This is a genomic window from Leucobacter insecticola (assembly GCF_011382965.1).
Lineage (GTDB): Bacteria > Actinomycetota > Actinomycetes > Actinomycetales > Microbacteriaceae > Leucobacter > Leucobacter insecticola.
In genome coordinates this window covers 1,427,625-1,440,022 of sequence record NZ_CP049934.1, presented here as the reverse complement: position 1 = coordinate 1,440,022, position 12,398 = coordinate 1,427,625, and the positions used below count along the sequence as shown (strand labels likewise).

Genomic DNA, 12,398 nt, shown 5'->3' with positions numbered 1-12,398 from the left:
CATGATTCTTTCAACTGTACAGGCCCAACTGCGGGGCGAAGGCGCAGCGTGGACACGGCGGCGATCAGCGCGCCCGCGGCGCTGCCAAAGATCGCGAGGAGATAGCTACCCGCCGCGTCGTAGGCTAGGCCCGCAATCGTCGGACCGAGGAGGGCCGCGATCCCCACTCCCGTGTAAAGATACCCCAGCACTGTGCTGATGCGTTGAGCACCGAACAACTCGACAGCAACGACGGGGTAGAGCCCACGCAACCGCCGTAGGCGGCGCCAAACACGAAAGCGAACACGGCCAGCATGACGTAGTTGTCAGCGAACGACCAGAACACAAAGGACCCCGCTACCGCGGCGGTCAGGATCGCCAGCAAGTATCGGGCCGGGATCAGGTCTCCGAGCCCCACCAGCACGAAGCGCCCGATCACGTTGCCAACCCCGATGACCGCGATGAGCGAGGTGCCCGCTTCGAGTGAGAGGCCCAGATCCTGCGCAGCCGGCACCAGATGCACATAGGGAATAAACACGCAGAATGAACCGAGTACCACTACGAAATAGAACAGCGGGAAGGATCGCCGCCGCCACACGTCTCTCGGCCTCGCAAAGCGAAGCGCCGGTGGCTCCTCGTCCGGGATCCCAGCGGCACTCCTTGACATCTCGCGCTGCCGCACGAACACCGCCGCAGCCCCACCAACCACGGCCACGATGCCCGCAAGCAACAGCAGGCAGCCGCGCCAGCCCAGAACCGGGATCAGCACTCCCGTGAGAGCAGGCAGCACGAGGGTACCAACGCCCAGGCCAGCAATCGCGATCCCCGAGGCGAGGGCGCGCCGCCTCACGAACCACGACTGCACCGCACCGAGCGCTGGAACGTAGGACATGCCGATCCCGACTCCGCCAGCAATGGAATAGGCATTGTAGAGCCCAAGCAGTGACTGCGAGAACGCTGCGGCCACGTAGCCGAGCACCATCACGACAATGGCGATCACGACCATGCGACGCACGGGCCAACGGTCGGCGAGTTGGCCAGCGATGGCTCCGAGCCCGTAGTAGCAGAACGCCGCGAGCGCGAACACGAACGCGATCTGTCCGCGTGAGGCGTCAAATTCTTCAGCCAGTCCAGGAAACAGTGCAGAGAAGGCGTAGACCGATCCAAAAGTTACCGCCGTGACCGCGTGAGTGCCGGAGACTACCCGCCAGCCCGCGGGCGAATCGAGCTGGTCACCGCTGTCAACTGCCACGCGAACCATGCCACTCAGTGCTCCGCGTCGGCGATGAGCGCGAGCACCCGTTCGGTCGCTGCGGCGTCGCCCACCGTGATTCTGATCCCACCGTCGAGCCGACGCACCGAGATCGCGGCGCGAGCCGCACACGCTTCAAACGAGTCAGGATCCCTCGGCACAAACCACACGAAGTTGGATTGAGATTCGAGCGGATGCTCCCCCACATCCCGAAGCGCATTTATGATCGCGCGCCGTCCGTGCTGAACTTCGGCGACGTGCGCGGCGAGCCCCTCCGTATCCGCCAGAGCAAGCACCGCCGCACGCTCGGCGAGAGCCGTCACAGCGAAGGTCGGGCGGATCCGCCACATCGCATCGGCGAGTTCCCGAGACACCACCGCATATCCCACCCGCAGCCCCGCGAGACCGTGAGCTTTGGAGAAGGTCCGCAGTACCGCAATATTGGAGTGTTCGGAGAACGCCACGATGCCGTCGAGCGCCTCCGGATCATCGACATACTCGGTGTAAGCCTCGTCAACGATCACCAGCACGTTCGCGGGCACCCGTCGCATAAAATCAGCGAACTGTTCTCGGGTGATAATCGGCCCGGTCGGGTTATTGGGCGTGCACACAAACACCGCACGCGTGTGCGGTGTGATCGCATCGGCCATCGCCTCGAGATCGTTCGTGCCGTCGACCGCGAGCGGCACCGGGATCCCGGTTGCCCCGGCAACCGAAGCCAGAATCGGATAGGCCTCGAAGGACCGCCAGGGGTACACAATCTCGGCTGGAGCTTCACCTCCCCCACTGCGAGGGATCAGCACGTCAAGCAGCAGCCGCAGTGCCCCAAGACTGCCACTCTCCGTGACAATCTGTTCAGCCGAAACCCCGAGCCGCGCCGCCAGCGCTACACACAACTCTGTGTTCATCGGATCCGGGTAGCGGTTGAAGGCGAACTCTTCGAGTAGCCGCGCACGAACGGCCGCGCTCGGCCCCTCACTTCGCTCGTTCGAAGAGAGCTTGAGCGGCGTCAGGCCAGGCACCACGGCCGCCGGTTTCCCGGCGCGGTACGCGGGGAGCTCCATGAGCTCCGGGCGCGGCTGCGGTGTGACGAAAGTGCCAGACATGTGAACTCCTCTTGAAGTAATCGTGGCTATTTCAATGCGCCAAGCACGCGCTCAGCTTCTCTGAGTACCGCCCCGCTCGCGACAAACTCGTGAGCCGAGGTAATGGTCGGCGACAGGAAAGTGTCGGTGTCGGGTGCGGGGATCCTGGTGCGAAAGAGCGCGTGCACCGCGGCAGTTGCGGCACCGGGTTCGCCAAGCTCAGGATCGTTGACGCGGAAGTCGAGCGCGCGGGTCGAGGCGAGCAGTTCGATCCCGAGCACCCGGGCAAGGCCGTCGAGCGCGCGACGCAGTTTGCGGCCAGCGTGCCACCCCATCGAGACGTGATCCTCCTGCATCGCCGACGACGGGATCGAGTCAACCGACGCAGGAGCCGCAAGCCGTTTGAGTTCGGAAACGATGCCAGCCGCGGTGTACTGGGCGATCATGAGGCCAGAATCGAGCCCGGCATCGGCCGCGAGAAATGGCGGCAGTCCGTGGTTGCGAGAGACGTCAAGAAACCGATCAGTGCGGCGTTCTGAAATGCTCGCAAGGTCGGCGACCGCGATCGCAAGAAAATCAAGCACATACGCGACCGGTGCTCCGTGGAAATTGCCGTTCGATTCGACGCGGCCGTCGGACAGCACGACAGGGTTGTCGATGGCCGCGGTGAGCTCAATCGCGGCTACATTTGCGGCGTGGGCTGCCGTATCGCGGGCGGCGCCGTGCACCTGCGGGGCGCAGCGCAGCGAGTAGGCATCCTGTACCCGGGTGAACTCCTCTTCGCTAGGCCGCTGGATCAGCGTTGAACCTTCGAGCACCCGAAGCATATTCGCGGCGGCGGCGGCCTGCCCCGGGTGCGGGCGGAGCGCCTGCAGTTCGGGGCGAACACCGCGTCGGTGCCGGTGAGCCCTTCGACGCTCGCGGCGGCAGCGATGTCGGCGGTGCGCAGCAGGTTTTCGAGATCGTGCAGCGCGAGGCAGAGCATGCCGAGCATGCCGTCAGTGCCGTTGATGAGGGCGAGGCCCTCCTTCTCGGCGAGCACAACCGGGGTGATCCCGGCTGCGGCGAGCGCCTCGGCGGCGGGGATCGGCGCGGCGTGCGGATCCTTATTCACACGCACTTCCCCCTCCCCCATTAGCGTGAGCGCGCAGTGCGCGAGCGGGCTGAGATCTCCCGAGCAGCCGAGGGAACCGTACTCATGCACAACGGGGGTGATTCCGGCATTCAGGATCGCGGCGTAGGTCTCGACAACGATGGGCCGTACTCCGGTGCGGCCGCTCGCGAGCGTGTTCAGGCGCAGCAGCATGAGGGCACGCACAACCTCGCGCTCCACCTCGGGGCCGGTGCCAGCAGCGTGGGAGCGGATCAGGCTGCGCTGCAACTGCTGGCGTTTCTCCACTGGGATCTGCACGTTTGCGAGCGCCCCGAATCCTGTTGAGACGCCGTAGTGCGGCTTGGTGTCATTGGCGAGGTCTGCAATGACCTGCTGACTGGCGGCGACACGTTCGAGTGCGCCAGGCGAGATTTCAACGGGCGCCTCGTATCGGGCAACGGAGACGACATCGGAGACGGTCAGCGGTGAGGCTCCGAGAATAATCGGGGTGAGTGCGTAATGGTTCATGGTGTCCATCCAAGCGAAGAGGATCAACCGCATGGGGCGGATTCTTAGCATTAGGTCTGGGATTACAGACTCATTCAAGAGATGCGGATATATGAAGAAAACTCGTGTGCATCTGTAATCCCAGACGTCAAGCACGCGAGTGCACGGTCAGCATTCACCCGGTTTGCTACGGTCGCTAACATGAGCCACACCACCCCCACGCCTGCCGCGTCCCTCGCCCACGATCCCGCCTGGCCGCGCACCGGCGGCTGGCCCGCGCCTGCACCCTCCGAGCGGGCGGATCTCGCACTCATAGGGATCCCCACTTCGCGCACCTCCCTCTCCCGCAGCAACGCACACGAGACACCGGATGCCGTGCGGCAGGCCCTCAGGCGATACTCGGGCCACCTGGTCGCCGCAGGCCTTCCCAGCGCCCGCGGAACTGAAGCGGAGCTCGTGATCGACGAGGCACTGCGCATCGTCGACGCAGGCAACGTCACAGATCCCGATTCCGAAGCGGGCGAGATCACCGCAACAGCAAAGGTCGCTGAGCTCGCGCGCCTCTCTGAACTTGTTGTCGCTCTCGGCGGCGACAACGCGCTCACGGTGCCTGCAGCGCTCGGCGTCGCTGGCAAAAGCCTCAGCACCGCTGGCATCATCACCCTCGATGCGCACCACGACCTGCGTGACGGCCGCAGTAATGGCTCCCCCGTGCGCCGGCTTGTGGATGCGGGGCTCGATCCGCGGCGCATTGTGCAGATCGGGATCGCCGACTTTGCGAACTCCCGGGCGTATCGGCAGCGGGCCCGCGACTGGGGTATCACCGTGATCCACCGCGACGAATTGCACGAGCGGCCACTGCGCGAGATCACGGCCGAGGCGCTCGAGATCGCGGGCGCGGCGGGTGGACCCATCCACGTTGATCTCGATGTTGATGTGTGCGACCGATCCGTCGCTCCCGGCTGCCCGGCATCGATCCCGGGCGGGATCCAAGCCCACGAGCTGCGAGCCATCACCCGGCTACTCGCCACCGACCCCAGAGTCCGCGGCATCGATATCGCCGAGGTCGACGCGACCGCTGACGCCCCCGACGGCCGCACCGTGCGCCTCGCCGCCCTCTGCGTACTCGAGGCCGCGGCTGGCCTTGCACAACGACTGGGCCGCGCCACACCCTCCAGTCCGCCGCAGCAAGATCGCCCCGGCTCCATACATCGTTAGGGTCCCAGCAGCGCGAGAGGGATCACGGCGATGCCATCGGGCCTCCGGTACGCGTGTTTTCCTGTTGAAATCACGGCGAGTTCATGTGCTTGATCACCCAATTTCTCTCGGAGCCAAAGCAAGTGTTTAACGTCCGAATCCTCGACCACGGGCGCAAGTTTTACTTCGCATGCCATGACGGATCCGTCTGGTTTCTCCACGATAAGGTCTATTTCTTGAAGGCCGCGATGCGTGCGTAAGTGAAAAACTCGCGACTCGCTCGCCTGTGCATATACCCGAAGACACAGCGTGGCGAGAGATTCAAAGAGGGGACCCAGAAGGTTGAGGCCCCGTGTCCGTCGAGTAGTCAAATCTCCGCGAGTAGGAACACCAATGAGATCTTCTGCCCGAAGATCAAGCAAGTGAGCCGCAACGCCCGGGTCGAAGATATGGTGTTTGGGCGCCTGAGCGAGCTCATGCAGCCTACTCACGCTCGGACTCCAGGCCAGCAGCGGCTCGATCACACGAATTGCCTCGAGCGTATCCCGGTAGCTGGTAACTGTGCCCCGGGCAGGTTTGTTGCTTTGACCAGCCGTTGCGGCGTCAAGGAGATTATTGTACGAGGTCGTGGTCGAGGCCGCAGCAGCATAGGCGCGCAACCATGCCATCAACTGCACGGGATTCCTCAGCCTTACCCCAAACTGTTCAAACTCATGCTCCACAGTATTTGATACATACGAAGCCAGTGCGGCGCGGTGCGCGCGCGGGGAGAGCCCTTGCAGACCCGGCAATCCGGTCCTGCAAATCTCCTGGATGTACCCGTCAAACCCAAGGGGCGAAGTCCCCGAAATAGGAGTACCCGTCTGGGCAAGCATCTCCCCAAGGCTAACTGTCTGCATCCCGGCAAGCCCGGGCCGTTCCGCAAGCGACATGGGCCGCATACGCAGGCGAATAATCCTTCCAGCGCCCGAGTGGATCGGAGTGCCTGCTGGCGGCTCGCTCCCCGTCAATAGGAACTGACTCGCAGACTCATCTTCATCGACCGCCCGTCGCACTCGATCCCAGCTCTCGGGGATGCGCTGCCATTCATCAATCAGGATCGGCCTGGGCATGCGCGTAAGCAAAGCGGGATCTGCCCGAAACAGCGTTGCATCTTCCGTGTCATCGAACGAAATTTGTGTCGCGCAGAGTCGTTGAGCGGACGAGGTCTTCCCCACGCCTTTCGCACCGTCAAGAGCAATCGCGGGAAGCTCTTCAAAAATCTCGGCTAGCTCACGGTCTATGACTCGCGGAGTGTAAGCACTGACAGGCAAGACAGGTTCTCCAATCCGAAGCGGGGATTCCTAGAGCACCACCTCACCCCTCTAAACCATACCGTTTCGTAACGATAAATTGTACCATTTCGTAACCAAATACTGTACCGTTTCGTAAACCACAATATGGCCGCTAGACCCGCCAATCCACGGGGGCCGCCCCCTGAGCCTCAAGCGCCGCGTTGGCCCGGCTGAAGGGTCGCGAACCAAAGAAACCGCGCGACGCGGAAAGCGGGGACGGGTGGGGGCTCTCGATCCTCGGCACTTCCCTGCCAGTCACGGGATCCCGCAGCATCGGCGCGAGAGATCTCGCATCGTTCCCCCACAGGATCGCGACGAGCGGACCGCCGCGCGCCACGAGCGCCCTGATCGCCAGCTCGGTGAACGCTTCCCATCCCATACGGCGGTGCGAACCCGCGTCGCCCGCGCGCACGGTGAGTACCCGGTTGAGGAGCAGCACCCCCTGGTCCGCCCAGGCAGTTAGATCGCCGTGCGCGGCGGGCGCGATTCCAAGATCATCGTGCAACTCTCGATAGATGTTTTGCAGGCTGCGCGGGATCGGCCTCACGTCGGCCGAGGTCGCAAACGACAGTCCGATCGCGTGTCCGGGAGTGGGGTAGGGATCCTGGCCCACAATCAACACGCGCACATCTGCGAGCGGTCGCTGGAAGGCGGCGAGGATCCGGTCCCCCGCCGGAAGAATCTGTCGCCCCGCGGCGCGCTCCTCGTTCAAGAACTTGCCAAGATCCCCGAGCTGGGAACCCATCGGCTCAAGCGCCTCCGCCCAGTCTGCAGCAATGATCCCGTTCTCGGCCATCTCGCTCAGCGTCTTCGGCACGGCTACACTTTCGGCGCGAGGGGTCCGCGGTGCGTGTGAAAGACGCTCGATTGCGCCACGGGGCGGAGCACAATGAGATCCTGATTCACATACGGCGGCTGTTGGAAGGCACCCACGAGGACGCGGGCAACATCGTCAGCCGTCAGCGGCGTGACGTCAAGATACGGCTTCGCGGCCGCCTCGGCATCCCCGCGCAAACGATTGAGCGTGAACTCTTCCGTGTGCACAAGGCCCGGTGCGAGCTCCATCACCCGGATCGGCTCGCCGGCCAGTTCAAGCCGCAGTGCGCTCGTCACCGCGTGAGCCGCGAACTTTGCGGCGTTGTAGCCACCGCCACCCGGGTACGCATCGAGACCGGCGGTCGAGGTCAGATTCAGGATCGACGCCCAGCCTGTCTTCCTTGCCCCCTCTCGGAGCACCGGGAGCAGCGCGGCGGTCACCGAACGGAGGCCGATGACGTTGACCTCAAACATGGCGCGCCAATCGTCGTTGGAAGAATGCTCGACGGAGTCAGCGCCGAGCGCGCCACCCGCGTTATTGACGAGCGCCGTAGCCCCACCGCTGGCCGCAACCTCGGCTGCGAGTCGCGACACCTGCTCCTCATCGGTAACATCGCACACGATCACGTGTGCGCCCGTTTCTTCAGCGAGCGCCCGCAGGCGATCCTCTCGGCGCGCCACCGCAACCGTCTGCCACCCGAGCTCCGCAAAACGCCGGACGGTCGCCGCCCCAATTCCGGAACTCGCCCCGGTCACCACTACCCGCTTCAGCACGTTTTCTCTCCTTATTCGTCTTACACCAACGAGCTTATCCCTGCGCGAAGAATGCTCCTGCGCCACGTCCACCGCGCTGGTCAGGCGAAAGGCCTGAGGACAGGGCACCACGAAAGTTACGCCACATGTCCGCCTTCATTGTTTTTGCCAGGCTAGCTCCGTAGTGTCGTTCTCAGCACGCTATCGAGCAAATGGACGCCACTGAACCCGCCAAGGAGATACCATGACTGACCAGAACACCTGGGGATTTGAAACCAAGCAGATCCACTCCGGCCAAGAAGCCGATCCGACCACGGGTTCGCGTGCGCTCCCGATCCACCAGACCTCGTCGTTCGTGTTCGATGATGCGACGCAGGCCGCAAATCGTTTCGCCCTGACCGAGTTTGGCCCGATCTACACACGCATCACAAACCCAACCCAGGCTGTCGCCGAAGAACGAGTCTCCGCTCTCGAGGGTGGCACTGGCGCGCTGTTGCTCTCAAGCGGCCAGGCGGCCTCCACCATCGCCGTGCTCAACATCGCACAGGCAGGCGACCACATTGTGTCATCGAGTTCGATCTACGGTGGCACCTACAATCTCTTCAAGTACACCCTCGCAAAGCTGGGTGTCGAGGTCACGTTTGTCGAGGATCAGGATGATCCGGCAGCCTGGCAGCGGGCGGTGCGCCCCAACACCAAGCTGTTTTTTGCCGAGAGCATCGCGAACCCCCGCTCAAATGTTCTCGATATTCGGGCCGTCGCGGATGTCGCACATGAAAACGGTCTGCCGTTCTTCGTCGACAACACGGTCGCGAGCCCTTTCCTCGTGCGTCCGCTCGAGCATGGCGCCGACATCGTGATCCACTCAGCCACCAAATTCCTTGGCGGGCACGGCACCACGCTCGGCGGTGTGATCGTCGACGGAGGCAAGTTTGAGTGGTCGAAGAACGCCGAGAAGTTCCCCGGGCTCACCGATCCCGATCCCTCTTACAACGGGGTCAGCTATACGGGAGCGGTCGGAGACAGCCTGGCGTTTATCATCAAAGCGCGCGTGCAATTGCTACGCGATATCGGCGCCGCGATCGCTCCCTTCAGTGCGTGGTTGCTGCTGCAGGGCATCGAAACGCTCTCGCTACGCATGGAACGTCACGTTCAAAACGCGCAGGAAATTGCCGAATGGCTTGATGCTCACGAAGACGTTGCGACGGTGTACTACTCAGGACTGCCGACGAGCCCGTGGTATGCGGCCGCCAACACCTATGCCCCGAAGGGCGTCGGCGCGGTGCTCTCCTTCGAACTCAAGGGCGGCGTAGATGCGGGGCGCGCGGTCGTCGAAAATGTGGAGCTGTTCAGCCACGTCGCCAACATCGGCGATGTGCGCAGCCTCATCATTCACCCAGCCTCAACCACTCATTCGCAGCTCAGCCCTGAGCAGCAGCTCAGCGCCGGTGTCACCCCTGGCCTCATCAGGCTCTCGGTCGGTCTTGAGCACATCAACGACATCAAGGCCGATCTTGAGAAGGGCTTTGCTGCGGCCCGCGCGGTCGTGGCCGAGGCGGCAAGCGCGTAACCGTAACAAAGCCGCGACGGCCCGGCAAACCCGGCAGAATAGACAGTTATGGACTGGCAGACTCCCGAGGACTCGTTCCCCACCGATTTCATTACTGACGCGCAACTGCGTGCGCTCATGGGGCGTCCGCCAATCTCTGGTGGGTGGCGAGACGGCGATCCGGTGGGTGAACGTCGTTTCGTCTCTATCGGCGAACTCACTACGGAGTCGGGAGACACGATCCCGAACGCGCGGATCGCGTACGAGTCTTTCGGTGAGCTGAACGCTGATCGCAGCAACGCGATCCTCGTCTTCCACGCACTCACGGGCGATAGTCACCTCGTGGGCACCGCTGGTCCCGGGCATCAGACCGATGGCTGGTGGACGGAGATCGTCGGCGTCGGTAAACCTCTCGACACGAGTCGGTACTGCATCATCGCGCCGAATGTGCTGGGCGGCTGCCAGGGATCGACCGGGCCGGGGTCTCTCGACCCGACGGGCCACGAGTGGGGCGGCCGTTTTCCGTATCTCACGATTCGGGATCAGGTCGCGGCGACGGCACGTTTCGCCGACGCGCTCGGCATCGATCGTTTCCACACCGTGATCGGTGGCTCGATGGGCGGCATGCATGCTCTGGAGTGGGCGATCAGTCAACCGGATCGGCTTGAACGGCTCGCGGTCATCGCGGCTCCCCCGGTCACAACCGCCGACCAGATCGGCCTAAACCTCGTGCAGCTTGAGGCGATCCGATCCGATCCTTACTATCGCGGCGGCAACTACTACGACGCCCCTGACGGCATCGGCCCGCACCACGGCCTCGCCACTGCGAGACGCCTCGCCCTGCTGAACTATCGCAGCAATACGGAGCTCGACGAGCGATTCGGGCGCGCCTGGCAGTCCGCGGTCAGCCCGCTCGGCAAGGGCGGCCGCTTCGCCGTCGAGTCCTACCTTGACTTCCACGGCAATAAGTTCACGCGACGTTTCGATGCCAATAGCTACGTCACGCTCGTGCAGGCGATGAATTCTCACGACGTAGGTCGCGGGCGCGGCGGTGTGAGCGCAGCACTTGCGCACCTTGAGCTTCCAACGCTCGTGCTCGGTATTCCCAGCGACCGCCTCTTCACGCTCGAGGGGCAAGATGAGATCGCGCGCAACACTCCCGGCAGTCTCGATGGTGATCGTGCGACGCGGATCGACTCCCCCTTTGGCCACGACGCGTTTCTGATTGAGTTTGAACTCGTCGGTGCACAGTTGAGCAGGTTGCTCGCGCTGTAGCTGATCCTGATCCTGGTTGTGATCCTGATCCTGGTTGTGATCCTGATCCTGATCCTGATTCTGATCCTGGTTCTGATCCTGCACCCGCGCCCCGGCGCCGACCCACTCACGAGAATGCAGTATCTCGACGAGAAAGCACCACAACGACGCACGGGGAGTAGGTTCTCGTCGGGGGATTGCTTTCTCGTCGGGTCGACATGCTGGACTGCGTCCCCCAGCTACCTCCGAGGCAGGGGGATCCCAAAGTCGCGTAGCCACACGGCGAAGCTCGATTGGGTGCGCAATTCCGCCGCACCCAATCGGACGAGGCGTTTCTTGGTGCGGCCTTCGATCCTGTCGGCCCGCCGTTTCTCCTCGTAGACGATTTCCTCAGCACTTATGCCACGTCGAAGCGCGGCGTTCGTATACTTCACTTTTCCATCTACTTCGCACAAGATGTTCAGGCCGAGTAGCTCAAAGTCGACGTAGTATTTTTCTCCCGAAGGAAAAGCCACTTTGACCTGGGTTGCCACGTCGTATCCGGCGTTCGTGAATCGCAGCCTGGCAACACTCTCGAGCGGCGAATCAGCACTTCCATCTGCAAGTCGGATCACCTCCGCCGCCCGCTTGACGCCACGGCCGCGGTGCATGCGCGCCAGTTGCTCCAGCAGGCCTTGCTTCCAAACTTGCACGGCAGATGCCAGGTCATCGCCTCGGTCAGCAGGAAACTTCAACTGAATCGCTGCGTCCGCACAGGCCAGAGAACGCTCGGGCGCCTCGAAACGTGCCAAGTCGAGCACGGTACGTTCGAGGTTCGTGCAGCCCACCCCGCCTACGATGCTCAGTTCTGCGTCCTTGCAAGGGGCGACCCTGCGCGCAACGTACCTTGTATTTGCGGCGCTCTCTCTGTGCGTAACGAGCACTTGTGGCCGTGCTGAGGTGAAGCGGTACAGCGGCAAGCTGTGAAGCACTGCGGCCGAGTTGGAAGCGAATGGACCCTCGGCCCGCATCGTCCGGTTGATCGCGAATACATGAGCCAGGTGACGACCCTCCGGGTTGAGCTTTTCGAGCCCTTGTGCAGTCGCGTACAGCCCGCGTGCGAGTCGCAGGATCGATCCCTCTCGAACCAGGCGGGTGATCTCGCGCTCCGAAACACCTGTTCGAAGCAGTTCGTTCCGCGTGAAAACGAGGTCTCTGATCTCCTCAAAACTTCCAGGCTGCACACGAACAGGCTGCCACGATAAGCGAGCACATGGGCCACACACCAAAAATCCGTGGATAATTCTCGCAAGTTCCGCTCGCTGCGCGCACTGTGGACGCAGGATCACAGCCCTGCATTGCCAGCCCCCAGTGCCGCGCCCCGGCGCCCACCCACCCACGAGAATGCAGTATCTCGACGAGAAAGCACCACAACGACGCACGGGGAGTGGCTTCTCGTCGGGGATTGCTTTCTCGTCGGGGTAGGAGGACTCGACCACACCCCAACACACAAGCCAGAGCAGATAACAGGCAAGTGCGCTACTATTCCCAGAATCGCACCATCATACAAATCCCGTATACCGTACACTTCCGCTCGAAC

Annotated in this window: 9 protein-coding genes and 1 pseudogene; 3 read left to right on the top strand and 7 right to left on the bottom strand. The window is 63.1% G+C overall.

Annotated features, from left to right (window positions below; all coding sequences use genetic code 11):
• Positions 1-124: 124 nt before the first annotated feature.
• From G7067_RS06575 to hutH, 3 genes and pseudogenes are all read right to left on the bottom strand, one after another.
• The gene (locus G7067_RS06575; RefSeq protein ID WP_205881216.1) at positions 125-1,231 is read right to left on the bottom strand and encodes an MFS transporter; all 1,107 of its coding nucleotides are present in this window, start codon (positions 1,229-1,231) and stop codon (positions 125-127) included.
• Between the two features lie 14 nt (positions 1,232-1,245).
• Entirely contained in the window at positions 1,246-2,337 is a 1,092-nt protein-coding gene (locus G7067_RS06570) for an aminotransferase class I/II-fold pyridoxal phosphate-dependent enzyme (protein WP_166322914.1), read from the bottom strand.
• A gap of 26 nt (positions 2,338-2,363) precedes the next feature.
• Positions 2,364-3,946, bottom strand: a pseudogene (gene hutH / locus G7067_RS06565) (histidine ammonia-lyase).
• 171 nt (positions 3,947-4,117) lie between these two features.
• On the opposite strand from hutH, the gene G7067_RS06560 reads away from it, so the two are divergent.
• Entirely contained in the window at positions 4,118-5,134 is a 1,017-nt protein-coding gene (locus tag G7067_RS06560; protein ID WP_166322912.1) for an agmatinase family protein, read from the top strand.
• On the opposite strand, the gene G7067_RS06555 is transcribed toward G7067_RS06560, so the two are convergent.
• The 3 genes from G7067_RS06555 to G7067_RS06545 form a co-directional block, all read right to left on the bottom strand.
• Positions 5,131-6,426, bottom strand: a complete 1,296-nt coding sequence (locus G7067_RS06555; protein WP_166322910.1) for an ATP-binding protein — start codon at positions 6,424-6,426, stop codon at positions 5,131-5,133. The two genes, G7067_RS06560 and G7067_RS06555, sit on opposite strands and share 4 nt — an antisense overlap.
• A gap of 133 nt (positions 6,427-6,559) precedes the next feature.
• Positions 6,560-7,264 carry a uracil-DNA glycosylase gene (locus tag G7067_RS06550; protein WP_166322908.1) on the bottom strand — a complete coding sequence of 235 codons (705 nt, stop codon included), beginning with the start codon at positions 7,262-7,264 and terminating at the stop codon, positions 6,560-6,562.
• Between the two features lie 2 nt (positions 7,265-7,266).
• On the bottom strand, positions 7,267-8,037 hold the full coding sequence (locus G7067_RS06545) for an SDR family oxidoreductase (protein ID WP_166322906.1): 771 nt from the start codon (positions 8,035-8,037) through the stop codon (positions 7,267-7,269).
• A 223-nt stretch (positions 8,038-8,260) separates the two neighbouring features.
• On the opposite strand from G7067_RS06545, the gene G7067_RS06540 reads away from it, so the two are divergent.
• Both G7067_RS06540 and metX read left to right on the top strand, forming a co-directional pair.
• On the top strand, positions 8,261-9,586 hold the full coding sequence (locus G7067_RS06540) for a bifunctional o-acetylhomoserine/o-acetylserine sulfhydrylase (protein ID WP_166322904.1): 1,326 nt from the start codon (positions 8,261-8,263) through the stop codon (positions 9,584-9,586).
• Positions 9,587-9,634: 48 nt separating this feature from the next.
• Complete coding sequence (gene metX, locus G7067_RS06535; RefSeq protein ID WP_166322902.1) at positions 9,635-10,840, top strand: homoserine O-acetyltransferase MetX; 1,206 nt, start codon at positions 9,635-9,637, stop codon at positions 10,838-10,840.
• Between the two features lie 218 nt (positions 10,841-11,058).
• On the opposite strand, the gene G7067_RS06530 is transcribed toward metX, so the two are convergent.
• Positions 11,059-12,042 (bottom strand): type IV toxin-antitoxin system AbiEi family antitoxin domain-containing protein, encoded by a 984-nt coding sequence (locus G7067_RS06530; RefSeq protein ID WP_166322900.1) that lies wholly within the window; start codon positions 12,040-12,042, stop codon positions 11,059-11,061.
• Between the last annotated feature and the right edge of the window lie 356 nt (positions 12,043-12,398).

Excerpts from the sequence above, each read along its gene's own strand:
- G7067_RS06570 (WP_166322914.1), bottom strand. The coding sequence starts at position 2,337 with ATGTCTGGCACTTTCGTCACACCGCAGCCGCGCCCGGAGCTCATGGAG.
- G7067_RS06560 (WP_166322912.1), top strand. The coding sequence starts at position 4,118 with ATGAGCCACACCACCCCCACGCCTGCCGCGTCCCTCGCCCACGATCCC.
- G7067_RS06540 (WP_166322904.1), top strand. The coding sequence starts at position 8,261 with ATGACTGACCAGAACACCTGGGGATTTGAAACCAAGCAGATCCACTCC.
- metX (WP_166322902.1), top strand. The coding sequence starts at position 9,635 with ATGGACTGGCAGACTCCCGAGGACTCGTTCCCCACCGATTTCATTACT.